25 protein-coding genes are annotated in these 22,834 nt (G+C 36.8%); 15 read left to right on the top strand and 10 right to left on the bottom strand.

The features are described from left to right. Position 1 precedes the first annotated feature (1 nt). Positions 2–1,516: an MFS transporter gene (locus PSF42_RS14910; RefSeq protein ID WP_272680295.1), complete on the top strand. Its 1,515-nt coding sequence runs from the start codon at positions 2–4 to the stop codon at positions 1,514–1,516. Here PSF42_RS14910 and PSF42_RS14905 read toward each other — a convergent pair. Then, entirely contained in the window at positions 1,506–3,362 is a 1,857-nt protein-coding gene (locus PSF42_RS14905) for an FUSC family protein (RefSeq protein WP_272680294.1), read from the bottom strand. The genes PSF42_RS14910 and PSF42_RS14905 overlap by 11 nt on opposite strands. A gap of 108 nt (positions 3,363–3,470) precedes the next feature. Between PSF42_RS14905 and PSF42_RS14900 the strand changes: the two genes are divergently transcribed. After that, entirely contained in the window at positions 3,471–3,932 is a 462-nt protein-coding gene (locus tag PSF42_RS14900) for a MarR family winged helix-turn-helix transcriptional regulator (protein ID WP_248467348.1), read from the top strand. Positions 3,933–4,034: 102 nt separating this feature from the next. On the opposite strand, the gene PSF42_RS14895 is transcribed toward PSF42_RS14900, so the two are convergent. The 9 genes from PSF42_RS14895 to PSF42_RS14855 form a co-directional block, all read right to left on the bottom strand. Beyond that, on the bottom strand, positions 4,035–4,481 hold the full coding sequence (locus tag PSF42_RS14895) for a YbaY family lipoprotein (protein WP_248467349.1): 447 nt from the start codon (positions 4,479–4,481) through the stop codon (positions 4,035–4,037). Positions 4,482–4,507: 26 nt separating this feature from the next. Next, positions 4,508–4,936, bottom strand: coding sequence for a winged helix-turn-helix domain-containing protein (locus PSF42_RS14890; protein ID WP_125891847.1), 429 nt, complete (start codon positions 4,934–4,936; stop codon positions 4,508–4,510). Between the two features lie 317 nt (positions 4,937–5,253). Continuing rightward, positions 5,254–5,733, bottom strand: a complete 480-nt coding sequence (locus PSF42_RS14885; RefSeq protein ID WP_125891824.1) for a hypothetical protein — start codon at positions 5,731–5,733, stop codon at positions 5,254–5,256. Next, complete coding sequence (locus PSF42_RS14880; RefSeq protein ID WP_213914434.1) at positions 5,711–6,373, bottom strand: hypothetical protein; 663 nt, start codon at positions 6,371–6,373, stop codon at positions 5,711–5,713. The genes PSF42_RS14885 and PSF42_RS14880 overlap by 23 nt, the downstream gene beginning before the upstream one ends. Continuing rightward, positions 6,345–6,902, bottom strand: coding sequence for a hypothetical protein (locus tag PSF42_RS14875; RefSeq protein WP_125891822.1), 558 nt, complete (start codon positions 6,900–6,902; stop codon positions 6,345–6,347). Before PSF42_RS14875 ends, PSF42_RS14880 begins: the two co-directional genes overlap by 29 nt. Beyond that, positions 6,886–7,635: a type III secretion system inner membrane ring lipoprotein SctJ gene (gene sctJ, locus PSF42_RS14870; protein ID WP_272680293.1), complete on the bottom strand. Its 750-nt coding sequence runs from the start codon at positions 7,633–7,635 to the stop codon at positions 6,886–6,888. The genes PSF42_RS14875 and sctJ overlap by 17 nt, the downstream gene beginning before the upstream one ends. Positions 7,636–7,638: 3 nt before the next feature. After that, the gene (sctI, locus tag PSF42_RS14865) at positions 7,639–7,935 is read right to left on the bottom strand and encodes a type III secretion system inner rod subunit SctI (protein WP_272680292.1); all 297 of its coding nucleotides are present in this window, start codon (positions 7,933–7,935) and stop codon (positions 7,639–7,641) included. Between the two features lie 52 nt (positions 7,936–7,987). Next, complete coding sequence (locus PSF42_RS14860; protein WP_125891819.1) at positions 7,988–8,308, bottom strand: EscF/YscF/HrpA family type III secretion system needle major subunit; 321 nt, start codon at positions 8,306–8,308, stop codon at positions 7,988–7,990. A gap of 34 nt (positions 8,309–8,342) precedes the next feature. Further along, the gene (locus PSF42_RS14855; protein WP_272680291.1) at positions 8,343–9,563 is read right to left on the bottom strand and encodes a PrgH/EprH family type III secretion apparatus protein; all 1,221 of its coding nucleotides are present in this window, start codon (positions 9,561–9,563) and stop codon (positions 8,343–8,345) included. Positions 9,564–9,790: 227 nt separating this feature from the next. Here PSF42_RS14855 and PSF42_RS14850 point away from each other — a divergent pair, with 227 nt between their 5' ends. The 13 genes from PSF42_RS14850 (at position 9,791) to PSF42_RS14790 (ending at position 22,800) form a co-directional block, all read left to right on the top strand. Then, positions 9,791–10,570, top strand: a complete 780-nt coding sequence (locus PSF42_RS14850) for a helix-turn-helix domain-containing protein (protein ID WP_125891817.1) — start codon at positions 9,791–9,793, stop codon at positions 10,568–10,570. Beyond that, on the top strand, positions 10,560–12,263 hold the full coding sequence (sctC, locus tag PSF42_RS14845; protein WP_125891816.1) for a type III secretion system outer membrane ring subunit SctC: 1,704 nt from the start codon (positions 10,560–10,562) through the stop codon (positions 12,261–12,263). Before PSF42_RS14850 ends, sctC begins: the two co-directional genes overlap by 11 nt. Beyond that, entirely contained in the window at positions 12,254–13,354 is a 1,101-nt protein-coding gene (sctW, locus tag PSF42_RS14840; protein WP_272680290.1) for a type III secretion system gatekeeper subunit SctW, read from the top strand. Before sctC ends, sctW begins: the two co-directional genes overlap by 10 nt. A 21-nt stretch (positions 13,355–13,375) precedes the next feature. Beyond that, entirely contained in the window at positions 13,376–15,442 is a 2,067-nt protein-coding gene (locus PSF42_RS14835) for an EscV/YscV/HrcV family type III secretion system export apparatus protein (protein ID WP_125891814.1), read from the top strand. A 96-nt stretch (positions 15,443–15,538) separates the two neighbouring features. Beyond that, positions 15,539–15,943, top strand: a complete 405-nt coding sequence (locus PSF42_RS14830) for a type III secretion system protein (RefSeq protein WP_272680289.1) — start codon at positions 15,539–15,541, stop codon at positions 15,941–15,943. A 6-nt stretch (positions 15,944–15,949) separates the two neighbouring features. Next, positions 15,950–17,242: a type III secretion system ATPase SctN gene (gene sctN / locus PSF42_RS14825; protein WP_272680288.1), complete on the top strand. Its 1,293-nt coding sequence runs from the start codon at positions 15,950–15,952 to the stop codon at positions 17,240–17,242. Continuing rightward, positions 17,242–17,697 carry a hypothetical protein gene (locus tag PSF42_RS14820; protein ID WP_272680287.1) on the top strand — a complete coding sequence of 152 codons (456 nt, stop codon included), beginning with the start codon at positions 17,242–17,244 and terminating at the stop codon, positions 17,695–17,697. Before sctN ends, PSF42_RS14820 begins: the two co-directional genes overlap by 1 nt. Beyond that, positions 17,669–18,991 carry a SpaN/EivJ family type III secretion system needle length determinant gene (locus PSF42_RS14815; protein ID WP_272680286.1) on the top strand — a complete coding sequence of 441 codons (1,323 nt, stop codon included), beginning with the start codon at positions 17,669–17,671 and terminating at the stop codon, positions 18,989–18,991. The genes PSF42_RS14820 and PSF42_RS14815 overlap by 29 nt, the downstream gene beginning before the upstream one ends. Before the next feature lie 2 nt (positions 18,992–18,993). Then, complete coding sequence (locus PSF42_RS14810; RefSeq protein WP_272680285.1) at positions 18,994–19,926, top strand: FliM/FliN family flagellar motor switch protein; 933 nt, start codon at positions 18,994–18,996, stop codon at positions 19,924–19,926. Between the two features lie 10 nt (positions 19,927–19,936). Beyond that, on the top strand, positions 19,937–20,593 hold the full coding sequence (locus PSF42_RS14805) for an EscR/YscR/HrcR family type III secretion system export apparatus protein (protein WP_413776240.1): 657 nt from the start codon (positions 19,937–19,939) through the stop codon (positions 20,591–20,593). 13 nt (positions 20,594–20,606) lie between these two features. Next, positions 20,607–20,879, top strand: coding sequence for a type III secretion system export apparatus subunit SctS (gene sctS / locus PSF42_RS14800; RefSeq protein WP_125891807.1), 273 nt, complete (start codon positions 20,607–20,609; stop codon positions 20,877–20,879). Then, positions 20,876–21,670 (top strand): type III secretion system export apparatus subunit SctT, encoded by a 795-nt coding sequence (sctT, locus tag PSF42_RS14795; protein ID WP_125891806.1) that lies wholly within the window; start codon positions 20,876–20,878, stop codon positions 21,668–21,670. Before sctS ends, sctT begins: the two co-directional genes overlap by 4 nt. A 20-nt stretch (positions 21,671–21,690) precedes the next feature. Continuing rightward, complete coding sequence (locus PSF42_RS14790) at positions 21,691–22,800, top strand: EscU/YscU/HrcU family type III secretion system export apparatus switch protein (protein ID WP_272680284.1); 1,110 nt, start codon at positions 21,691–21,693, stop codon at positions 22,798–22,800. Positions 22,801–22,834: the final 34 nt, after the last annotated feature.

The following is a 22,834-nucleotide window of genomic DNA, read 5'->3' as shown; positions in this document are numbered from 1 at the left end:
GATGTTTGCTAACTTATTTCAAGAAACAAAGGAAATAAGGCCCTCACTAGCTGTGGTTTCTGTTTTTTTAGGTGCTATTTTATCGACATTGTTTATTCGTATGTTTTCTCTGTCATTAGCTGATATCAGAGGTGTGTTTGCACTTGATGTACAAGAAGGAACTTGGATAAATATCGCTTTAAATGCAGCACAATTAGCAAGTATGACATTGACCCCTTGGTTTATGGTGGTATTTGGCGCAGAAAGAATACTCATGACGACGAGTGCTATCCTACTTGGTATTTTTTGCAGTTTTCCTGTTATTGCTGGGGACTATGGGTTAGTCGAGTTATTGGTGGTACATAGTATTATTGGGTTCAATCTAGGGGTTTATTTGCCTATGACAATTTCTTTAGCGCTAAGGAATTTACAACCGAGTATGTGGTTAATTGTCATGGCGGCTTATAGTCTAAGAGTTTCCCTGGGAATGGATGCTGGGGTTGGAGTGTCAGGACAATTTATTGAAGTTATTGGATGGCAATGGCTATATTGGGGATGTGCATTTTTTACTGTATTTATTTTTATATTGGCATGGAAAGGATTACCGTTAAGTGGAATTAATCACATTCTTTACGCTCAAACAGATTGGGGAGGAATGATACTTAAAATTTCCAGTTTATTATTACTATATATTGGCGTTGTTCAGGGGGAGAGTTTAGGTTGGGATGATTCTGGATTTATTATTTCTTGCCTTGTTAGCAGCATTGTTTTATTTATAATTTTCATTATACGAGCCTTATCTTTTGATAACACGTTTGCACATCCTCGTTGGTTAACAAATCGAAATTTATGTATTTGCTTTATTATTGCATGTTTATATGGCTTTTTAATGCTAGCTAATTCCTTGTTTATTCCATCATTTTTATCCTCTATTGGTGGTCTAAAACCATATCAAATTGGTGAAATCACCAACATCGCATTCATTGTCTATTTATTGTTTAGCCCAGTGGCAGTCTGGCTTGCCAAACGTATTGATGCACGATTATTGATGACCGTTGGCGTGGTTTTCATTGGGTGCAGCTGTATACTGGGAATGCAGGTGGATTATCAATGGGGTATTGATGAGTTTATTCCCCTAATGACGATACAGTCAGTTGGCGAATGTTTAGTGTTAATTGGTTTGATTTCGTCATTTGTTGTGAATATGCAACCACAATTCGCATTACATTTAGGCGCTTATGTTTCGATTGCGCGAGTATTGATGCCTGCTCTAGCAGGAGCACTAATGAATACGTATTTGCGAATTAAATTTGATGATTCCTTTGATACAAAGCGTGCATTAATCAAAACCACTGAGGATAATTTTCGCTCCGGCACAACAAATATTGATATATTGTCATTAGTGACTCGAGAAGCTCATATTGGCGCGTTTATTAATGGCTTTAATCTGACATTCGTTATTGTCATTGTCGTGCTTGTGCTCATCTTATTTCTAAAGCCTGCGCCACTTAATAATATCGTGCCATCTAAAGCGTAATGTTGGAATAAATATTTACCATATTATTAGCACTGTTCCCTTTCATATAGTGTTTTACATATTTTTTGAGTTGTTCAATTTCCTCATTCATTTCTTCATTATGTTGTAAGTAACTGAATAATATAGAGATTTTCTTTGAGTCAACGCGGTTTTGTTGAATACGTTTTTCAAGCGCAATAAGGGCTCTTTTCTTTGATGTGTGGTGTACAAATTGTTTGTGCAAAATAAGGAGGTACAACCAAATACTTTGCCGAGTTATAAAAAAATCGAATATAGGTGGATGAGGGAGATTTGCTTTTTGGGCTAGCAATAACGCACTAAATAAACGGTGCATAAATTGGGTGGTGGAAGGTTTATTTCCTTGAATTAAAGCCGTTATTCCCTGTTTAAATTGCTGCTCAGAGAGGTAAATTAATTGTTGATAGCGCTTGGTTGGGTTGGTTGGATAAATCCACGCGAAAGCAGCCATTGCAACTAATGGGCCAGAAACTATTGCAATGGCATTACCTATGCTTTGAGGGAGTGAAAGCGAAAAAGGATAGCTAGGTTGAAGTAAAATTAAAGAGACCATAATGTAATCAAAAGCAATTAAAATTAGGCGGTTGTGGGAAAAAATGACAACACCACTAATAATCACTGGAATAATGAAAAAGGTCATCTGCCATGATGAAGAGGCAAAGGGCCATAAGTACCATGTGCAGATTAACGCGGTAATAGCCCCCAATAATTGGCCTGTGAAAATATTTTTCATGAACTTAGCGGGGTAATCGAGGGAGGCGAATAGAGCCAACATTACCGAAAGACCAAGAGTAAGATAAGCCAATACCTGCCATTGCGTCCATAACCACAATAAACCAACTACAGCGATAGCCATAAAGGAGCGAGCAAAAGCATGCCACGCTGAAATTCTATCTTGATGTAGCTTCAGTTTATCCACTTTTTCAATGTTTTTCGTTGATTTACCTAAAATAGCGTAGTAAAGGGGGATTAATAGTGTTTTAAGCACTCCAGTGGGGCACAATGATAGAATATGTTTCCATTGGGTATTCGTTGGCGCTTTCGCAGGAAAATAAAAAGGGGCTATAGATTGGTATTTATCCAAGTGTAACAGTATTTGGCTTTGGAACATAAGTGTTTGACGCGCTTTGGCGACTTGCTTACGATGATAATGCCAACCAATACGGTGAGTTTCTAAAATTTCTTCATAGCTTGCCATGGTTTGCCAAAGATGGTCGATCTCGTATTGTTTAATTGGGCGCTTTTTCTCGAGTGAGTCATGTAATATTTGGAAGAATAGCGTATCAATTTGATTTTTAAGGGTGATGACATTATCTTGTTCACGCTTAGGCGTAAAAAGGAAATTGAAAATCACGGCTGAGAGTACGCCAACCAAAATCGTCCATAGCCGATCCCAAGCGACCATAAATAAATTATCAGTAATGTGAACGCTCAACATACTCACCATCACAGCGGAGTAACCTGCTAGAAAAGTACCATAAGCAACAAAGCCCTTTTGTAATTGGCCAATACCACTGCACATACCTAACCAACTCGCGAGCCCAATAATAAATAGTAATGGGTGAATAAGGTGAAGTTGAATTAAAACGGCGCCAGCGAGTACACCAAAAACCGTTCCTGCAAAACGCCACCAACTTTTTTCCAGTAAATTTTCGCGCCATGGTTGTGCTGAAGCCCAGACGGTCATCGCTGCCCATTGGGGATGCACCAACTCTAAATATTGAGCGATAAACAGTGCTGCAATTGATGCACAGGCCGTAATAGCAGCAAAACGAAAGCGTGCGGGGTTAAATCCCAAGGAATTCAGTAAAGTTATTATTTTTGACATAGAATATGAGTAAATTTGGCGTGTTAAAAAGGTGTTTAGTTGATAAAATCAACTAAACTTAGGGGGATTATTCACTAATTGGTTGATAAAATCAACTAAAGAGGAATTATGCGTACAGAACAGGCTCGCGTATTTGGCGTGATTAGCCGAGCAGCTCACCATTATATGAAATGGATGGGGGAACCTTACGGTATCAATGCTATTGAGTGTTTGATGATTTTACATATTGACCAGTATGATGCATCGACCTTAGAGCAGATCACAAAAGCAATGGTTGTAGATAAATCCGTGACGACTCGAGGTGTGAGCAAATTTTTATCTAGCGGGTGGGTGGCTAAAACGAATAGCGCAGTGGATAAACGGGTTTATCATGTTTCGTTGACACCACTCGGCAAAACGATTGTGAATGAGTTAAATTGTAAATTAAATAAGTGGAATGATTATTTAGCTGCGGACTTGCCAGAACAAGAGGCTGAGCAGTTATTTAACGCGTTAGAAAGTTTGGCAAAGCGAGCCATTGAAAGCTCAGCAGCAGATTTTCCACGTTTATTAGAAGATCCAGCTGAGTGATGTTTGGTGACTAATGTTATGGCTTGCTTGAAAATAGGTAAATATTATTTCTCATTAAGTGTAGAGAATGCTTCTAATTGATATTGGGTGAAATATAGATTGTTATTGTTGAATCGCGGACACCGGAAGTAATACGATTTCAGATAAATTCTCAGGGATCGGGCTTAGCTTATTACTCATCATGATTAGTTCACCATCTTTTTCAATTCTTGCACTTATTCCGAATGTATATCTTTTGGACTGAAACTCTTCAGGAAGGGTGATCGCAAATTCTATACTACGTCCTGTGTTTTGCGTTTTAAAGCTGTAATCCAAATTAGATTTTGCATTATTTTCGTTTGGCTGGATTGAGGTCAACGATAATGTTACTGTCGCATTCTCAGGAATATCATAAGAGTGAGAATAAATATTACCATTGATATGGTAAGCGGGGGTATGAGTAAAGTAACTCATTAAAGTATGACTACAAGCAGATAACATGAAAGTTACAATAAGTATAAATAATGGGAAAAAACATTTTTTTGGTAAGTTAGGATTAATATTTAACATTAAAATTACTCTCTAGAAAAATATAATTATAGTGATGAACGAATAAACACTTTCTGAAGAAGATATCGTATATAAGTATAAATGCTTTTTCTTGTATCATATTTAGAGAGTGTTGGCATTTCTGATTTTTCTCCTGTGTATAAGATACCTATTCGAGGTAAAGTCATAATTAAATTTTCATCAAGATCGACTTTTTTAAAGGATTGTCGCAGTTGTCTGACAAGTTTGTAATAGCTACTTTCAGTCACGATTGTGCCTCTTTTTTCCCAGATTTCATACATGACCTCTCTTTTACTATTTGTTTTTATTAATAATAATTTAAGTAGGCATGATTCATTTTCGGAAAGGTTAACGACATTTTTTTCACGAGAAAGTGTTCGCTTGAGTGGGTCATATACGACATTCCCAGATAAGAGGATCATTGATTCCTTTTCATTGTAGTCAATATTATTCATAAAATTTTGTACTGTTGATAAATCGGTCATAATTTATATCTATCCTGATTATCGATGAAATATATATCAATACAAAAAACGATGTTAGATAAGATGATTTAAAAATAAAATCGTTTTTTGATATTGAACTCATATGTTTTGATGGGGTGAATTTAAACTATATTTGGAGGTTGTATATATCAATTTTTATTTGTATTTTTTATATTTTCTGATTTTTGCTAAGTAAATAGGCTTAGAATATTAAAAAAATAGACTAAACCTATAAATATTAGTCGAGGATGATGAATGTAAGATGAGAATGGTAGGGAGAATAAATATTAAATTAGTAATTCTTCTTCCTCATCATCATTCCCTTCCAAATTAAAACTAGTCATATTATGACGAATTTGGTTGTTAAGAGGAGCACTCATCAAACTGATAGACATATAATGGCTGAGTGAGCGCTTAAATTTTTGATTTAGTGAGGCAATTTCAGGGTCACTTGATGAGCCCAATGTTTGGTGAACACCGGTAATAAAGTTTTGTTTCTCATCTCTACCCAACTTAATCATTGTTTTAAAGACATGCGCAAAAAATATTTTGTCATCTTCTTTTGACTTAAGCTCATCAATGAACTTGTTAATTTTATTTTTTTCTTTGGGGGATAAATCTATTTTTTCGCTGTATTGATGCTTGTTTTGGATCTCCATATTTTTCTTCTGCCATAATGAAGTCATTTTACTTTGAATATCTTCAGGATGAGTTTGAGGCTCGCTGTGTTGAGAATTGATAGCCTTAGATTGTAGATTGGTTAGCATCTTTGTGTTTTTCCTGTATTGAATTTATTGTTTTTATCAAGCTTTGATAGGCTTCTTTATGCATTTTTAAAATTTGGCACTGTATTGGAACAGAAAATACATGAGGGAAAATATTTTTAGAGGCAATAATAGGGGAGAAATAGGTAATCTTATTATCAACCTCTAATGCGATGGTATTATCAGAAGAGGTTGAAAATTTCATATCAGAGTCATTCTTAGCAATACGAGCTTGCATGTTTGCAGGTAGGTGTAATGTAGAATTGGTTATTTTTGCGTATTTTTTTTCAAAATAGGCTGCAACCGTCTCTTGTAAATGGTTATCACCAAAAAGCTCATTCAATATTTTCATCAGCTGCTCTTTACTTTGACTCGTATTTTCTTGGTACTGAATTTCACTGTTCTCTATCGCAGTAATAAAATCCGTTAACAATTGTTTAATGCCATCGTTATAGCCTTGGTGATAAGCCGTTTGGTAGAGCGCTTCTTGCTGTTGTTTTGCTTGTTGGTAATGTTCACTCGCCTTTTTTTGAGCTAGTTGAATGATAGTTCTGTGGTATCTATCGGCACTTAATGCTTGATATTTGATCAAGACTTTTTCAGACATTGTCTGTTTAACATTCAGGGGTGCTTTCTCTGACATATCGGCATGTTTCTTCAATAGTATTCCAAGGTAGCATCGTTTTTATGGATGGCGGAATAAGTTGTTGGGTTTCAAGACTAAACATATATTTAGCTCGAAGGGTATAAGCGGGGCCAAAGGGCGCTAAACACTGTAGTAATTGTTGTGCTCCAAGGGCTGTTAAGACTTGCGGTGAAGTTGTAGGTTGGTTTTCTGATTGCCAAAGTGGGCGACTTAACTGTGTATGTAATACACGGTATTTGGAAAGCTCAACCCACCAAGGGAGCGGTTCAGCGTGTAACAGAACCCCTAATCCTAACGCCACCTCCGGTAGTAAAGCCCAATGTTCCGATAATGTTTTGGGTAATAAGGGGGTTCTCTTATTAGGCAAAGGTAATGCATATCGCTGAATTAACTGTTGGTTATGCTTACGTTGCAGCATCGGGGGAAAGTCGTTATATCCGACTCCATTAAATTCACTATGAAAATAGCTGCCTGGCGCTAGGAATATATTCCCTTGCGTAATTAGTAGGTTATTCAGCGTAGTCATCAACAGGTTTCTCCAACAGACCAGTTGTGGACTTTTTGCTACTTAGTTGGCGCCACAGTAACAGTAAAATAGAAAATAGAATGGTAATCGCAGCGATAATCGCGCTAATTATAATTGGATTAAATGTATATTCTGGCTCAGATTTAATTTGATATTGTAATGGTGGCCGGTTGACGACGACGACAGAGACATTATCGTAAGTTGCTTCAGCAAAACTGTTTGTTAGAAACAATTTAATTTTATGCATCATCATCTGGGGGTCATCACTTCCAGAATAGGTCACCAAGCTAGAGACGTTTTGTATTTGCTTGGTCGGATTATTGCCATTTAATGGGTAGCTGACATGAACTCGCGCATTAATGATATCGGGAATGGTGAGCAATGATTGCTCAAGGCGCTGTTCAATTAAAGAAAGCAAGCGGGTACGTTCTGCTTGCGGTGATGCCACCAAAGAATCGCCAGGGAATGCTTGGATGATTTCTATTGGATCTTTTGAGGGCAAATTATATTGGCGTAGTAAATCTACCGCAATCACAAAATCACTAGGTTGAACACGGATGGAATCCCCGTTTTTATTATTTTGCTTACGTGTAGCTTCAACACCATGTTCTTGTAGTATGGCTAATACTTCATTGCTTTGTCGTTGGCTCAACTGACTGAGTAATAACTGATTATCGCAACCAACTAAGAAGCTAATAACTCCAATCAAGATAAATTTCTTTAAAATATTCATGGTTTATTGGGCTTTTAAGACAGTATCAATCGCAGAGACACTTTTGTGCGTCAGTGTACTAATCATATTCATCGTCAGGCTGTAATTACCGACGCGGTTTTGAAATTGCAGTAATTCGGCTGGGTTACTTGGGTCAATATTGTTTACACTCTCAGTTAGTGCTTTTTTTTCTTGGCTAATAGTGGCTGTGTATTCAGCAAATAACTTTTTGACTTTGTCTTCAATCGGAGCTGGTGATGAGAAAGCCGATGATGCTTCTGTTGGAACCGTAAGCGGTAAATGTGGTGTAATAGCTAACATAGATTATTTCCTTAATAAAATAGAGCATTATATTTAATAATGCTCTTTAAAATTAAACGTTACGAATAATGGCTTGGTCAGTATCTTTAATTGATTTCATAAAGTTACTTTGTAGTTGGCGAGCCATATTATAATTACCACTCATAGCGGTGATTCGAGCCAGTACCACAGGGTTATCGACTTCTAAAGTTGAGGAGGAAAGAATGGTATTTAATTCATCTCCGAACAGCTTAGCTTTTTCACTAATACTTGCTGAAGTACGATAGATCATACCTAGATTATTTTTATCTTTCCCCTCGGTTTCTAAAGCTGAGCTTACCCAGCGGCCATTATCTAAGCCTGGAATAACTGTAGCTGCACCTGTATTTGACATATGTGATTTCCTTTATATTAAAAAATTATTTCGATTAAAAAGTAAATAAATTTAAAGACCAATGATTGTTTCCTAATAAAATATAACCATTTGCATTGGTGACAAATGATTTCCCCAAGAGTTTGTTATTTGCAAGTGAAATAGAAAATTGAATGTGATTCTCCCCCCATTTTTTATAAAATGTATTTGTGAAGTTAATTAATGAGACGGTCTGGTTATCATCTAAACTATCTTTTATTATAAAGATAACCTTGTTGTCTTTCGTGATTTTACGCCATTGAACATTGCTTTCTGTTAATCCTAACTCTGCTTTTTGTAATAATTCACCCAATATTACTTTTTTTATTTCGCTTTTAGTATAACAACGAAAATAGCTGGATAATAGTTTGTCTATTTTCTTCTGTGTATCTGTTGATATATTATTATCTATAATTGTGATTGTGGGATTACATGGGTTACTAATATCTAATTTTAACGTATCTGGAAATACTTCAACGATTTTATTTTCAATTTCTTTTTCGAGTTTATTTATTATTCTAATTGAGAATTTTTCATTGTATTTAGCCTTGACTAGGCGTTGCATACTCCAATCTGCATCTCTTTGTGTTTTGACTAAAATGACACTTTCGTTGCTTACATTTTGAGTCACAGTTATAGGATAGTGGCTACCTTGAAGTATGTGTTCTAATGTTTTTACTTTTTTCTCAGCACTTTGATCTGGGATGTATTGAAAAATAACGTAAAAAATAAATATTGCAAATAAAGTAAAGAAAAAAAGCAGCATAGTTTGTTTATTAAAAAGAGGTGGTTTTTCTGTAGCTGATTTTCTTACCTTATTTCTGGTCGTCGTTTTGGTAGCAGGTAATGAGCCTTCCACTTCTGACATTAATGCATTTTCAAGTGGTTGGGGGCTTTGCCAATCAGTATCCTGCATTTTTATTGCGATAGGAAATATATCAGCTAAAAGTAATTGCTGGAAAATGATAGGAATTTCAGTACTTAATCCATTATTATTTAGGCGAATAGCTATACCGCTTTCAGTATATTGGCTTGCTGTAATAATTGAAAACTCACAAGTAATGCCATTGCTAGGAATTTGGTAAGTGGTAACCCCATCATTATTGATGTCAGTTTTGTAATCTAAGCCATCACCAATGATAATGAGATTGTTATCAGCATTAACCATTAATTCTTGGCCAGCCATTGGGCCACTAGCAATCTTTATTATGCATATTCGACTGTTTGTATCACTCATAAAAATAATCTCATGGAGTTAATTTAATTTTAGTTATGGATTGATTGGGTCTCGTTATTGGCCGAAAGTAAAACAAGAAATATTTTTTTTGTCAGTTGAATTGTTCTTATTCATTCACACCTTTAAGTTGGAACGGAAAGTATAAAGGATTCCAGAATATTCCCTTGAGGCTCTTTCCGCTATCGCTCATTCTGTATACACAAAATTACGTTAATAAGGCCTGTATAATGTTAAATAAAGATATTGCTACATTATTAGAAAGTAGAGGCTGTTGCTTTTCTTTGCAGGATAAACTGGTCTTGGCTATACCGAATAAGAATTCAGCGCCTTTTTTTTATAAATCCCTATATTCAAATTTAAATATCTCAATTGAAAACCAGTCTATATTTATTTGCCAAGAGAATGAGTGGGAGTTGATAGATAAGTCACATTGGAGGTTGTGTACAATGGATTTATCAGAATTAGTTGAGATATTAGCCGTTATTGACACCGCGACAGGGCAAGCATTTCTCGCTAAAAAAGAGAAAACGAAAGTTGATGAAAGCAGTCAAGATGAATTCATTGTGTTGTCTGAAAATTATCCCTTAACCACTTCGATTAAAAATATAGTGATTGATTTAATTATTAGAAATCATCCTGTATTTGATAGTTGGTGTGAAATATTGAGACGATATGAAGCCTACGGCATGATGAGATTTATTCTTACTTCCGCTCAAGATGATAAGAATGCCAACATTAATCAGTTATGTGCGCGTTATGGTATATCAGCTTCTTATTTTAGGCAGCTTTACCGAGAAAACTTTAATAAAACAGCAAAGCGAAAAATTATGAGTGTTCGTATGGCTAATGCCATTCTGCAACTAATTGAAAGTGACGATTCAATATTAGATGTCGGGTTGGAAGCAGGTTATTGCTCAGCCTCTCATTTTACGAATGATATTAAAAAAGAGTTAGGCCTAACACCATCAGAAATTAGGCACATTGGAGCGACATTATATGAGCAGTAAAAAAAATCGAGTGTTAGGGGTAACACTATTTTTACTGAGTATGAATTTCTATTCGGCACAAGCAGAAATTATTGTGGCGGAACCCGTTACGCAGTCAAAAAACCACGATACATTTGTCGCAAATAATATTGCGGTAGGTAAGGTGTTTGATGCGGTTGCTGAGCGTCTAAATAAACCGATTATTCTTAGTAAATTAGCCGCGCAAAAAAAGGTAACCGGTAATTTTAATTTGGCCAATGCAGATGAAATGTTTAAAGCATTAGCCCGACGAATTGCGCTAGTGTGGTATGACGATGGTGCAAGTATTTATGTTTATGATAACAGTGAAATGCGTAGCGCAATTATTCCAACGAATAATGTCAGTAGCAATCAACTGCTGAATTATATTCAACGAAATGGCATTTATGACTCACGCTTTCCTGTGCGTTCACAAGAGGGAGAAAGGCTATTATTTGTCTCTGGGCCACCTCTCTATATTGAATTAATAAAAGCTGCTTCTTTATATCTTGCAGAACAAATTAGGAAAGAGGAATTATCCAGCGGTGAAGTTGCTGTTATTCCATTAAAGCACGCCTCAGTAACCGATAGAAGCTATTCATTACGCGGGCAAAATATTACGATCCCTGGCCTGCTGAATGTCATCAATAATTTATTCAAAAATGGTGCTGAAATGGATGAAATACTCACTATCCAGCCTCCATCGGTAGCAATTAATTCAACAGGTGACTCAATAGATGAATTAATGGATGCGCCAATTGGTGACTCGTTGCCTACAGCGAATAAACTTCAGCAGGTAACTAAAAAGTCCTCTAATCGTTCTTTTTCTTTGGTGGCACACCCTGATAGTAATAGCTTGATTGTTAAAGGAAGCCAAGAGCAAATCCGTTATGTTCGCCAGCTAGTGAATACATTGGATATGCGTCGCCGCCAAGTGGAGTTGTCATTATGGATTATCGATATTACCCGTTCTGAGTTAGATAATTTAGGCGTGAATTGGGAAGTTGGCACATTTAATACGGGAAAGGGGTCAGTATCATTTAATCGAAGTACATTATCGAATAGTCAGCAATTCCTATTACAGATTGATGCACTGAATAAGACGGGCAACGGGCACATTGTTTCTCGTCCGGTGCTATTAACTCAAGAAAACATTCCTGCTTTATTTGATAACAACACTAGTTTTTACGCCAAATTACAAGGCGAGCGCATTGCAACTCTTGAGCAAGTGACTTACGGCACAATGGTGAGTGTGATGCCCCGTATCTCTGCAGGTAATAACGTTGAAATGGAAGTCAACATTGAGGATGGTGCAGAAAATCGCGATAGCATGGGGAAAACATCTAGCGTTGAAGGGTTACCTGCCGTTAATCGAACCAGTATTAACACAGTGGCGCGTATAGCAAAAGACAGTAGTTTGCTTATTGGTGGATATACACGTGAGCAATTTGTTGAAAATGAAAGCAAAATTCCTTTTCTAGGCGATCTTCCTTATGTGGGGGGATTATTTAGCCATTCATCGACTAACCAACAAAAAATGGTTCGCTTATTTTTAATCCAACCGCGTTTATTGGATGAAAATGAAGGGTGGGATGGGCGACAATTCTCCGAAAAGGCGCGGATCACCAGCCATGACAGTCAATTGCACGGTACGGTCCAATTTCTCCAACAATACATGAGTGAGTCATGGCAATAACACCACTGAGTTTTAATCACCGTTTTTCTGTTAATACTCAAAATAAAAGTCGCGCACCTGTGAGTAGCAGTAGCGATGACTCGGATGAAGTCGCTCGTGGTGCTGGCATCATTGATAGTTCCAGTGAATATGCATCGATGTCGATGTTGGCGGCAAGCCATATACGCCGAGGAAGCTCTAAAAAGGGCAGTGAAGAAGAGTGGATACAATTTTCTGAACGCATTTTAGATAAAGATGCGGATGATAAAGTATTACACATAGAAGGGTTATTGAGTAAGCAGTTAATGACCCCAAAGCAGTTGCGAGCCTTTTTATTACAATTTTTTACCGACCCTAGTGATTTATTGATGCTACTTGCTGCATTAATTAATCGAAAAAAATTAAAAAAAGAACAAATTGATAGCCTTGAAGCTTTGGTCGAATTACTGCAAGCGGAAGATACGAAACGGAGTGCTCAAGCTGGTATTAATATTGCGCTAATTGCAAAGGCATTCGCAGAAAAATTACATTTTAGTGCTGCAAATTTACGGACGTTATATCGCGAATTTATTAGTTATGACGGGCCAGTTGTTTATTTATATGAACAATGGGTTGAAGAAATGGAAATCCAAGAGCGTGAGAATATGATGCGTTATCTTGGTCGGGCGCTTGCTTGTGATTTACAAGCGTTGCCATTAGGTGATTTGAATATCAGTGCATTCGGAAGTTTTTTTAATCGTGTTGGCCGGTTACGGGAACTGCAGTCGTTAGACTATGTATTTTGTCAGCAATTTTTTCAATCTGGCTTTTTTCGCCATAATGAAAAATCAAATAAATCAAAGCTTGAAAAAGAGCTAAGTCAATTATTTACCCGAGGAATACGTAATCATATTGGCTTTGAAGAAGCCGTCATCACGTTTATTAATAATATATTGAATATAATGAGCTCCGATATTCGAGGCCAATTTTTACAATTACTCTTACTGGCGTTTTCTATCATTCCAGTTACGGTGTTTCCGTCATTGGAAGCACGAGAGGAACTTATTGTTCAATTAAAGAAACTCATGGACCCAATTATGGTGCAAGAGCTGTTTTTACACCGAAATTCGTAGTTTGATAGGAAAAGTAATTTAATGAAAAATATAACCGGATTTTTATTACAAATCCGTAATCGCCCAGAGCTAATGGTATTAGTTATCATGGTTATGGTTATTGCGATGTTGATTATTCCATTACCCACAATATTGGTCGACTTATTGATTGGCTTGAATATTATGATCTCAGTACTTATTTTTATGAGCTCTTTTTATATCACTCGGGTACTGAATTTTCAGTCATTTCCATCCATATTGCTAATTAGTACGTTATTTCGGCTTGCTTTATCAATTAGTACTAGCCGTCTAATTTTATTAGAAGCAGATGCTGGGGATATTATCGCAACTTTTGGTGAGTTTGTTATTCAAGATAACCTAGTCGTTGGTATGGTGGTATTTGCGATTGTTACCATTGTACAGTTTATTGTTATTACTAAAGGCTCTGAACGTATTGCGGAAGTCGCAGCACGTTTTTCTCTTGATGCGATGCCCGGTAAACAAATGAGTATCGATGCCGATTTACGTGCGGGGGTGATTGATGAGGCGGCAGTTAAAGAGAAACGTGGTGACCTTGAAAAAGAGAGCCAGCTATTTGGTTCTTTTGATGGTGCGATGAAATTCATTAAAGGGGATGCAATCGCAGGAATTATCATCATTTTTGTTAACTTAATTGGTGGGATCTCTGTTGGTACTGCTCAACAGGGAATGGATGTTTCAACAGCACTAAATACTTTTTCCTTATTAACTATTGGTGATGGCTTAGTCGCTCAAATCCCTGCGCTGCTCATTTCTATTAGCGCGGGTTTTATTGTGACTCGAGTCGGCGGTAATGATAAGAACCTAGGCGAAAATATTGTTTCAGAGTTATTTGCAAATGACTTTACGATTTTAATCACAGCATTTATTGTACTTTCCATGGGTTTTTTGCCTGGTTTTCCAACCGTTATATTTTTATTGCTATCGGGGCTTCTTATTGGATTATTTGCTTTTAGGTCTTTTAACAAGAAAAAAAATAAGCAAAAAACAGTGAAGGGTGAAGCTGAAATCATTAATTCAGATGTGATGGAAGGTGAAACGCAAAGAGAAAATAGTGATATTGTAGATGAATATATTCCAGAAACGTTACCGGTGATCATTTCTGTTAATCAGAAATATAAAAAACATTTAGAGGATAATAAGTTTTTGTCTCGAATGAAAAAAGATATTTTTATTCGTTACGGGTATAGGATCCCTGATATTGCCATTAATTATTCACCGATCATCCCTGAAAATAAAATGGTGGTTTTAATTAATGAAATTAAAGCAGGAGAATATGATATCTATTTTCATGGGTATCGTTTACTGACGATTAATGATGAACCCGAATATCTGGGTATGACATTGACAAAGTTTACGGATGAATATGGTTCAGTGAGTACGTGGTTTGAACAAAAGGACCGACTCAATATTGAACAGCTTGGTTTAATAGCGCGAGATGATGTGACAGAAGCGATTGATTGTGTCAGTACTTTGCTGTTGAGGTTTATTAATGAATTCTTTGGTATTCAAGAAACAAAAAATTTACTTGATGATCTTGAGAGAAAATATCCTGAATTACTAAAAGAGTGCTATCGCCATACTACGGTACAAAAAGTAACCGAAGTTTTCCAGCGCTTATTAATGGAAAAAATATCAGTTCGCAATATGAAATTGATTATTGAAACCTTAGTGCAATGGGTACCAAAAGAAAAAGACAGCTTAATGTTAGTCGAGCACGTAAGAAGTTCAATGGCACGTTATATTTCATCTTGTTTCTCTGTGGATGGGCGCTTGAATGTCCTCATGATTAACTCAGAGTTAGAAGACACAATACGCCAAGGGGTCCGGCAAGCTTCTGGTGGGGTTTACTTGCATCTTGAACCTGAAAAAACCAATGAGTTGATTCAGGCCGCTGAACTTGCTTTAGAAAATAGTTACTTATCTGTGAGGGATGTCAACATTTTAGTGCCGGTTGATATTCGTCGTTTTGTCAAAAAAATCGTAGAAGGCCGTTTTCCAGAGTTAGAAGTACTCTCTTTTAATGAAGTTTCTGAAATGGTCAAGGTCAATGTGGTCAAAACTATATAATCAAAAAATTGGCTTTATTAACAAATAAAGCAACCGAATTCAATATAAATAAAGATGTTGAATAATTAAAATATATTCAAAATATAAGGATTACCAATGAAATATAGATTTATAGAAATGCTTAATGAGTTTTTAAACTCTATGGGACGTAGTGATCTGGTTAATTCAAAACTAGATTGCCATTCTAATATTCAATTGGAAATGAATGATTTTCCTGCAATTAATATTGATTTATCAACAGATGATATTATTATTTGGTGTAATTTAGCTGATTGTAATTACAGTAAGCTGGATTTAGTCAGTGCATCTTTATTGAAAACATTATTAGAATACCCGCCAAATAATTTCCAGCCAGGCCAACCGGCATTGAATATTGTGGATGATGTTTACGTGCTCTCTGCTGTTTTAAAGCAATCATCTTTAAATGAAATGCAATTATTTGCAGATAGTTTTGAAGAGTTCTTTGAGCGTGCAAATGAGCTTAGCGCTCAGCTATCGTAGCCTATTATGACGTTATTCGATTTCTGCGCGCATCCTGCGCGCATTCATGGGTGCTTAATTGAAGCGCCCTTACACGGTGTTTTTATCGGTGAAATTTGTTTTATTGAGCGGTCTCTTACGCAGCCCGATATTATTGCAAAAGCACAGGTGGTTGGCTTTAAAGAAGGGCTCACGGTACTGAGTTTAATCGGTCGCACACAAGGTTTAACGCGAGAAGTGGTTATTCGCCCGAGTGGTTACCCGTTTGTCTTTGAAGTTGGTGAACATTTAGCGGGTAAAATTTTTAATGCAGCAGGAGAGCAAGTTGGTGCATTGAGTGAAGACCTATCTGAGACAATGTTACTCAATACAAAATTACTGCGTATTGATAGCCCTCCGGTTAGCGTTACACAAAGACGGCCAGTGTCTGAGCCGATGGTAACTGGGGTACGTGCGATTGATAGCTTACTGACATGTGGGTTAGGGCAACGTATAGGTATATTTGCTGCTGCGGGTAGTGGTAAAACCTCACTAATGAATATGATCATCAACCATGCTCATGCGGATATCCATGTCGTTGCTTTAATTGGTGAACGAGGTCGAGAAGTTATTGAGTTTATTGAAGAATTAAAAGAGTCGCCCCATGCGGCACAGACAATTTTAATTTATGCGACTTCAGACAGCCCACCGATTGAACGGTGTAATGCCGCATTGCTTGCGACTACGATTGCTGAATATTTTCGTGACTGTGGTCGTAATGTATTGCTGTATGTTGATTCAATGACTCGATATGCGCGGGCATTGCGAGACGTGGCTTTAGCCACCGGAGAACTCCCAGCCAGACGAGGTTATCCAGCCTCTGTTTTTGAACAACTTCCAATGTTATTGGAGCGCCCAGGGCAACTGAAACATGGCTCGATTACCGCATTTTATACGGTGTTATTAGAAAGCGAAGAAGAAGCCGACCCGATTGGGGATGAGATCCGTTCAATTTTGGATGGTCATATCTACTTGAGTCACAAACTGGCAGGACGTGGACATTACCCTGCGATTGATATCTTACACAGTATTAGTCGCGTATTTCAAAAGGTGACAACTCCAGAGCATCGCCAGTGCGCGATTGATTTGCGTGACATGATTTCAAGGCTTGAACAAATTCAGCTTTATCTTGAACTGGGTGAATATCAACGTGGAGAAAGTCATGAAAATGACCGAGCTTTAGATAAAAAAGATCAAATTGACGGTTTTTTAAAACAAGCCATGGATGAGCCGATGAGTTTCGAAAAAATGTTAAACATACTCAATGACTTGGCATCTTAATGATTTCTAATTTATTGGCTTTAACTGAGCGACGTTTTGACCGGACATTACAAGAACAATCGCAGCTAAATTCAATCATAAAGCAACAGCAACAGCAATGTGTGGATATTCGCCAGCGTATTTTAGTTCTGGCAACACAGGCCGCATCTTATGAAAAATCAGAAGAGTTAAGCCGAACTGCTTTTTGGGAAAGACAGCGGCTGAAGGCAGTGGTTTTAGCTGAAATTGCTCAATTTGAATTTCAAATAGAAACCCTCACAGGTGAAATATCAAAAAATAAAGTACAGCTGTCTGAAATTGCTAAACGTGCATTCGTATTACGTAATAAGTGCGAGAAATTCCGAAAATATCTCAAACAACAACGTATAGCAAGAAGGTTAAAATTAGAGCTTCAGCAGCAAAATGAAATTGAGGAGTTATTCGTACATGTCAGTCATAAGAACGAACTCAAATGAAAAAGTACCTCATATCGTTATCGAAGGAGCAACAGTATCATCTGAATATAGCACCACTGAATCTAACCATAAAAATATAACCCAAAAAATGGTAAAAGCAGTGAACGACAAAAATAGGATAAAGCTCTTTGAATATAAAAAGAAACATCAGCTAAAAGAAGCATCTATTTTCATACCTGTAGCCCTTCCTTTTATGCAACAAATATCGCAATTGAGTGACTTAGCAAAGGGCGTTATGGCATGGAAAGAAAATGGATACATTGGAGAAGGTATTCAAACGGTTGGCCAAAATAAAGAATTAGGCATCAAAGCGACGGAACTGCCAATTAATCACCCTGTATTTACGCAAGTGAATATAGCCGATGGTGATAGTCCATTGGCTGATTCAATGACGATGGCACCAATCGAAATTAACTGCGAATTCGTTGAGGACCCTCTGCCGGTGGCGTCGACGATCCCAGTTGAACAAAAGATTACCGACGAAGATGAGGTGCCTTTATTTAATATTCTGATATCTGGCGTCCCATTGCAAAATATTCCACCGAAAGTAAAGGGGAAATTTAACGGTAATTCAGTTCAATACGGGAACAATAAATTCCAATTAAGTGAAAATAGTCAGCTTAATAAGGAAACCCCGTTGGTGGAATTAGTCTCGAAGCGTGTTTTAGAACCAAAATCAAAAGAGTTAAAACCGCAGATTATTACTGAGCAGCCGCAGATTGAACATTCAGTCAATACTGCAATTAAATCAGCAATTGAACGAGAAATCGGTGGGGAGCAATCAAAGCCAATTAATAATCAACAAATTGATTCACCTGATACCACGTTATTAAATATGCACTCACAAAAAAACAGCCTATTCAAAGAGGCGCCATTAAAAGACGATCCATTAAAAAATAGCACCCTTCTTGGATTACAGCTAGCAACCCATCATGTGGATGGCCAACAGAGTATTAATCAAGGTATTAAAGATCATACCCATCATGATGTTGGCGCACAGTTTGAATTTGCTTTTACAGAAAATGCCCCTCTTTTAGGCGAGAACCAACAGCCGAAAGCGATGGCACGTAGCCTCACCTATACCTTTAGCCAATGGCAGAGTAGCCCATCAGTGACCTTTGAATTGGCAGCGAAAGGGGAGTTTATTGCTTCGACAGCGAGCCAAGAAGTTCAAATGGCATTGAATGAAAATAAGCATTTATTGAGTGATGAAAGTCGTGTGCATATTCGACGTGAAGACGGACGTCAGCAGCAGCGCAACCAGCAGCACGACCAACAGCAAGAAGAAGATTAATTATGTTAAAGATCCGACGGATTAGCTCTCAAGAAAAACAACTTAAAATTTGGCAGCAATGCTATACAGTTAATACACAAATAGAGCAATCTAACCGCAGTGTTCGTTATTTCCAATTATCGCTAGTCAGTGACAGACAGAAAATAAAGGCGTTAGTTGCTGTTGAAAGCTGGTGTCATTATCGTTGGCCTAAACTGCTTCATTATGCATGGAGCTCATTATCAATTAATGAGTTATGCGAGTTATTTGCCTCAGAATATATTGGAATGACATTTTTCTCCCAGAAATTCCGTTGTGAATCTGTCGAGATAGTTGATGATATGCGTATCAACTACCAGCCTTGGTTAATCGTGCAGGAAGTTAACCTTGGGGAAGTGTTATTAGCAAAGCCAATTGAAGGCCTCGAAAAAAAACAGCGAAGCGAACAGATATTTGGCTATGTAAAATTACACGCTGATTGGGTATTGGGATATAGCTATATCAGCGCCAAACTTCTGCAAACCATAGAATTACGTGATGTGCTGAGCATCCAACAATTACAGTTAAATATGTCTGTTACAGGGCAGACATTAGCGCGGTTTCAAAAGCAAGAAGAAGGATTACTTATGATTGAAGAATTAGTGGCACCAGAAGAAAAAGAAGAGTTTGTATTTTCTGAAGAAGATGAAGTGCAAGAAGTTGTTCGTCCCTTTAATGTGAACGAAATGAATATTAAATTAACCTTTGTTTTAGGTCATAGCGATATTACCGTTGATGAGCTTTCAAAGATAGAGCCTGGTTATATTTATTCTATCGGTGAAAATAAAGAACGTGAAGTTAAAGTCTATGCTAATAAACAACTTATTGCAGAAGGGGAACTTATTTATATTGGCAATAGCGACGAGTTAGGTTTGGAAATCACACATATTGTGAGCCTGGGTGATAAAAGAGTTTAATATGCCTACAATACCAGAAGGAATTCCATTATTAGCGATTATCGCATTTTCAACGTTACTGCCATTTATTATCGCTGCGGGTACCTGTTATTTAAAAATCTCTATTGTATTAATTATGGTACGTAATGCGATGGGGGTTCAACAAGTTCCTTCTACCATGGTATTAAATGGTATTGCATTATTGCTCTCTATTTTTGTGATGATGCCAGTATTACAGGATGTGAATAGTTATATGCGGCAAGAACAGGTTGATTTTAGTCATGCTGAATCAATCGATAATTTTGTTGATAATGGGTTGGGGGGGTATAAAGCGTATTTGAAAAAGTATTCTGACCCTCAGTTAGTTACTTTCTTTGAATCAATACAGCAAGGCCGAAGTGAAGAGGAAGTGGCTGCTGATGAAGGTGAGGCTACATTATTTTCTTTATTACCCGCTTACGCATTAAGCGAGATTAAGTCAGCTTTTGAAATCGGCTTTTATATTTATTTACCATTTGTTGTCGTTGATTTGGTGATTTCCAGTATTTTATTGGCGTTGGGTATGATGATGATGAGTCCTGTGACGATTTCGATTCCGGTTAAATTAATTCTCTTTGTCGCAATTGATGGATGGTCACTGATATCTAAAGGGTTAGTGATGCAATACATTGAATTAGCACAGCATTAAAGCGAATAACATTATGGATCAAATCGTTTATTTAAGTAATAAAACGATGTTATTAATCGTTATATTATCGGCAATACCAGTCATAGTGGCGACTGCGGTAGGGTTATTAGTGGGGTTACTACAAACGGTCACGCAACTTCAAGAGCAAACATTACCTTTTGGTATCAAATTATTAGCTGTTTTTGGCTCGCTCTTTATGATTTCAGGTTGGTTATCCGATAAGGTGATGAATTTTGCATTAGAGGCCTTAGGCGCAGCGATCCCTGCTATCGGGTTATTCGGATGAACCAGGAAGTGCTATCGCTGATGTCCTCACTCTATTTTATCTTTCAAGAGGGGTTGATAAAAATAGCGTTAGCTTGGCTAAGGATTGCACCAGTGATGTTTTTATTACCTTTTTTAAGTAATAAATTACTCAATGGTGGCGTGATTAAAAACTGTGTGGTGGCTTATATTGCGCTAGGTTTATGGCCTTTTTTTTCGTCCTATGAACTCCAATGGAATGAAATTAATTTTATTGATGTATTTATTTATGAAATTTCGATTGGGCTTGTATTAGCCTTGATATTGGCGTTGCCTTTTATGATAGCCAATGTCATTGGTGAGTTAATTGATACACAGCGCGGTGAAACGATCAGCAGTATTGTCGACCCAGCAAGTGGTTCAGAGGCCTCAGAGTTGGCTGTTTTATTAAGTCATATTACATGTATGGTATTTTTAGCCCAAGGGGGAATGTATCAACTTGCTAATATATTTGCACAAAGTTATCAGTTATTACCCTTTGCGCATGGGTTTACGTCGTTTAATAGCCTTCCATTAGGGGAATGGTTAAATAAAATGGTTGTTAATGGGGTTATTTTAACAGCGCCAATATTAGTGACATTGTTTATTACAGAGGTTGCTCTAGGGCTATATTCCCGATTTTGCCCTCAATTAAATGCATTTTCGTTATCTTTAGCAATAAAATCAATCATCGCCTTTTGTGTCTTTTTGCTTTATTTCCATAATGAAGTGCCTGACATTTTAGTGAATATGATTTCGATTTCACCATTACGAGATATATTTCTTTCTTCTTAAGTTTATAGATATAAATAAAAATGGCTGAAAAAACAGAGAAACCTACCGATAAAAAAATTAGAGATTCAGCTAAAAAAGGGCAAAGTTTTAAAAGTAAAGATAGTGTCGCAGCAATTGTGCTAGTCGTTAGTGCATTTGTAATCGAAGGGTTTTCTAGTTTATATGAACTCAGTGGGTTAATGCGTAAGATATTTTTACATCCAACAGAGATAAAAATTGATGCATTATTATGGCAATTTTTTACTGTCTTTTTAAGTATTGTTTTACCAGTGCTATTTGCCTGTTTTTTATCTGGTACGTTAGTTTCATTATTGCAAAGTCGATTTAGGTTAGCTAGTGAAGCTATTAAACTCGACTTTACAAAGTTAAATCCTATTGCGGGATTAAAAAAAATATTTTCATTGAATTCATTGAAAGAATTAATTAAAGCTATTTTGTATTTAATCGTTTTTATTGTATCAACATTAGTCTTTTTTATTGTCTGGCGAAAAGACATTTTTATGCTCTACCGAACGATGATAAATGGAATGATTAATCAGTGGGTCAAACTATGTGTAACATTTATTGTCGTTTTTTTAGCAGTCGCTCTTATTATTATATTGGTAGATGCAATAGCAGAATTCTTTTTGTACATTAAAAACTTAAAAATGGAAAAACAGGAGGTAAAAAAGGAACACAAAGATAATGAGGGGGACCCTCAAATTAAGAGCGCACGCAGAGGAATGCATCAGGAATTACTGTCGGAAGAGGTTAAAACAAATGTGCGTAATTCCACATTTGTCATGGCCAACCCAACCCATATTGCACTACTTATCTATTACGATTCGGATATTGCGCCATTACCTTTTTTGTTCTCTAAAAGTAAAGGTGTGCAAGCAAAAGCTATTGTTAAATATGCAGAGCAACAAGGCGTTCCCGTTATTAGAGATATAGTCCTAGCAAGGCAAATATGGCGGTCATATAAGAATGACAGTTTTATTGATGAAAAAGGATTAGAGGATGTTATGCAAATAATATCATGGTTAGTACGCATCGAATTAGTAAAAATGGGAATTGATGTTGATAATGCCCTAGAGAAAATAGCAATGAACGAAACACACGCACAAAATAATATCGGCATTAATTATTAAATCATTTATTACTTTAATCGTTTTTTTAAAGAAA

This window comes from Providencia sp. PROV032, from assembly GCF_028484875.1.
In the GTDB taxonomy this organism is placed as follows: Bacteria; Pseudomonadota; Gammaproteobacteria; order Enterobacterales; family Enterobacteriaceae; genus Providencia; species Providencia rettgeri_E.
The sequence above is the reverse complement of the archived record's forward strand: the minus strand, read 5'-3'. Positions and strand labels throughout refer to the sequence as shown.

Coding starts and splice junctions, on each gene's coding strand:
- PSF42_RS14910 (WP_272680295.1), top strand. CDS start 2: ATGTTTGCTAACTTATTTCAAGAAACAAAGGAAATAAGGCCCTCACTA.
- sctT (WP_125891806.1), top strand. CDS start 20,876: ATGAACCAGGAAGTGCTATCGCTGATGTCCTCACTCTATTTTATCTTT.
- PSF42_RS14810 (WP_272680285.1), top strand. CDS start 18,994: ATGTTAAAGATCCGACGGATTAGCTCTCAAGAAAAACAACTTAAAATT.
- sctJ (WP_272680293.1), bottom strand. CDS start 7,635: ATGAATATTTTAAAGAAATTTATCTTGATTGGAGTTATTAGCTTCTTA.
- PSF42_RS14895 (WP_248467349.1), bottom strand. CDS start 4,481: ATGTTAAATATTAATCCTAACTTACCAAAAAAATGTTTTTTCCCATTA.
- PSF42_RS14860 (WP_125891819.1), bottom strand. CDS start 8,308: ATGTCAAATACAGGTGCAGCTACAGTTATTCCAGGCTTAGATAATGGC.
- PSF42_RS14890 (WP_125891847.1), bottom strand. CDS start 4,936: ATGAATAATATTGACTACAATGAAAAGGAATCAATGATCCTCTTATCT.
- sctN (WP_272680288.1), top strand. CDS start 15,950: ATGACGTTATTCGATTTCTGCGCGCATCCTGCGCGCATTCATGGGTGC.
- PSF42_RS14900 (WP_248467348.1), top strand. CDS start 3,471: ATGCGTACAGAACAGGCTCGCGTATTTGGCGTGATTAGCCGAGCAGCT.
- sctW (WP_272680290.1), top strand. CDS start 12,254: ATGGCAATAACACCACTGAGTTTTAATCACCGTTTTTCTGTTAATACT.
- PSF42_RS14885 (WP_125891824.1), bottom strand. CDS start 5,733: ATGCTAACCAATCTACAATCTAAGGCTATCAATTCTCAACACAGCGAG.
- PSF42_RS14790 (WP_272680284.1), top strand. CDS start 21,691: ATGGCTGAAAAAACAGAGAAACCTACCGATAAAAAAATTAGAGATTCA.
- PSF42_RS14830 (WP_272680289.1), top strand. CDS start 15,539: ATGAAATATAGATTTATAGAAATGCTTAATGAGTTTTTAAACTCTATG.
- PSF42_RS14880 (WP_213914434.1), bottom strand. CDS start 6,373: ATGTCAGAGAAAGCACCCCTGAATGTTAAACAGACAATGTCTGAAAAA.
- PSF42_RS14850 (WP_125891817.1), top strand. CDS start 9,791: ATGTTAAATAAAGATATTGCTACATTATTAGAAAGTAGAGGCTGTTGC.
- PSF42_RS14835 (WP_125891814.1), top strand. CDS start 13,376: ATGAAAAATATAACCGGATTTTTATTACAAATCCGTAATCGCCCAGAG.
- sctS (WP_125891807.1), top strand. CDS start 20,607: ATGGATCAAATCGTTTATTTAAGTAATAAAACGATGTTATTAATCGTT.
- PSF42_RS14905 (WP_272680294.1), bottom strand. CDS start 3,362: ATGTCAAAAATAATAACTTTACTGAATTCCTTGGGATTTAACCCCGCA.
- PSF42_RS14855 (WP_272680291.1), bottom strand. CDS start 9,563: ATGAGTGATACAAACAGTCGAATATGCATAATAAAGATTGCTAGTGGC.
- PSF42_RS14820 (WP_272680287.1), top strand. CDS start 17,242: ATGATTTCTAATTTATTGGCTTTAACTGAGCGACGTTTTGACCGGACA.
- PSF42_RS14875 (WP_125891822.1), bottom strand. CDS start 6,902: ATGACTACGCTGAATAACCTACTAATTACGCAAGGGAATATATTCCTA.
- PSF42_RS14815 (WP_272680286.1), top strand. CDS start 17,669: ATGTCAGTCATAAGAACGAACTCAAATGAAAAAGTACCTCATATCGTT.
- sctC (WP_125891816.1), top strand. CDS start 10,560: ATGAGCAGTAAAAAAAATCGAGTGTTAGGGGTAACACTATTTTTACTG.
- sctI (WP_272680292.1), bottom strand. CDS start 7,935: ATGTTAGCTATTACACCACATTTACCGCTTACGGTTCCAACAGAAGCA.